At 66.2% G+C, this 1,721-nt stretch carries 1 protein-coding gene; it reads right to left on the reverse strand.

Features of this window, described 5'->3' with window-relative positions; genetic code table 11:
• Nucleotides 1–62 precede the first annotated feature (62 nt).
• Entirely contained in the window at nucleotides 63–1,502 is a 1,440-nt protein-coding gene (locus tag MKK75_RS06520) for an IS1182 family transposase (protein ID WP_244041799.1), read from the reverse strand.
• Nucleotides 1,503–1,721 lie beyond the last annotated feature (219 nt).

A 1,721-nucleotide genomic window follows, 5' to 3' on the forward strand; every position in this document is an offset into this window, starting at 1 on the left:
CGCATTGATCGTGGTCGCCAGCGCTGGTCGGCAGGATGATGACGGCGGCGCGGTGGACCGCTTCAGGCTCGAATGGCCTGGATGAGCCAGGTTGCGCCGAACAGGCGGATCATCCGCTTCATGTTGTAGGCGAGGATCGCGAGGCTCATCTCGGTCCGCACGCCTTTCAGGCCCTTCGTCAGGAACGGCGTACTGCCCATCCAGGCTTTCAGCGTTCCGAAGACGTGCTCGACCGTGGCGCGCCGGATCGCCATGGCGTCAGGCATGGCGTCGAGCCGTCTCTGCATGGCCTCCAGAACCGCCTCGTGCTTCCAGCGCTTGAAGCGTTTGAACTTCTCGGTCGTACAGCGCACCCGCATCGCGCAGGCATGACAGGCGTCCAGGTTGCGGTAGTGGTCGATGTCACCGTGTCGATCGGAGCGGGCGTTGGACTTCGTCAGCACAGCGCCGGCGGGACAGACGTAGTGATCGGCCGCGGCGTCGTAGACGAAGTCGGCGCGCACGAAGAGCCCCTTCTTGGCTCGACCCGACGTGTCGGCCCGCGGCATGGCCGGCAGGACGCCCGTGCCTTCGCAGGCCAGAACCTCGTCGCCGCTGTAGTAGCCGCGATCGGCCAGGACCGTGACCTCCTCCGCGCCAATGGCCTGCTTGGCCCGACCGCCCATTGGCACGAGCTGGGTGCGGTCGTGGCCCTCGTTGACGACCTCATGGGCGACGACGAGATGATGCTCGGGATCGACTGCGATCTGGACGTTGTAGCCGACGATGCCGGTGCCGCGCCCGCTCGTCGCCATCGAGCGCGCGTCCGGGTCGGTCAGCGAGACCTGTCCGTCGTCCGCGGCCTCTACCTGCCCCTGCATCTCGCGCAGGAAGGCCATCTGGCGGCGTAGGGCGGCGATCTTCTCACCGATCCGCTGCGTCCGTGCCTCGGGCACGTCGTTGCCCTCCCGATCCGCTCGGTCAAGCGCCGCGAGGTAGCGGGCGATGCTGGCCTCCACCTGTTCCAGGCGCTTGGCGACCTTGGCCACGGTGTAGTTGCGGTCCCGGTTGTTGACCGCCTTGAACTTCGAGCCGTCCACGGCGACGGTCGCCCCGGCGAAGAGCTGCAGATCCCGGCACAGCACCACGAACTGCCGACAGGCCGCCTGGATCGCAGGCCCGTTGTCGCGCCTGAAGTTGGCGATCGTCTTGTGATCGGGCGCCAAGCGACCGGTCAGCCACATCACCTCGATGTTGCGCTGTGCCTCCCGCTCAAGCCGCCGGCTCGACGGCACCCGGTTGAGATAGCCGTAGAGGTAGAGCTTCAGAAGCGTGGCCGGATCATACGCAGGCCGCCCCGTCGCTGCGGGCTCGAAGCGCGTGAAGCCGAGGGCGCCCAAATCGAGTTCGTCGATGAAGACCTCGACCACGCGAACCGGATTGTCCGCGGTGACATAATCGTCCAGCGAACTGGGCAGCAACCAGGACTGCCGACGGTCCTGCCCTTCGACGAACCGACCCATGCTGGCCTCCGCAGATCAGGCCCCAAGTCTATCTCAGACCGGACTTTTGACACAGCCTCGACCGAGGCCGTGTCAAAACGCATTGATCGTGGTCGCCAGCGCTGGTCGGCAGGATGATGACGGCGGCGCGGTGGACCGCTTCAGGCTCGAATGGCCTGGATGAGCCAGGTTGCGCCGAACAGGCGGATCATCCGCTTCATGTTGTAGGCGAGGATCGCG

It is taken from the genome of Methylobacterium sp. J-030 (assembly GCF_022829545.1).
GTDB lineage: Bacteria > Pseudomonadota > Alphaproteobacteria > Rhizobiales > Beijerinckiaceae > Methylobacterium.

Bases quoted from the DNA above. Each gene is read 5' to 3' on its own strand.
- MKK75_RS06520 (WP_244041799.1), bottom strand. From the start codon at position 1,502: ATGGGTCGGTTCGTCGAAGGGCAGGACCGTCGGCAGTCCTGGTTGCTG.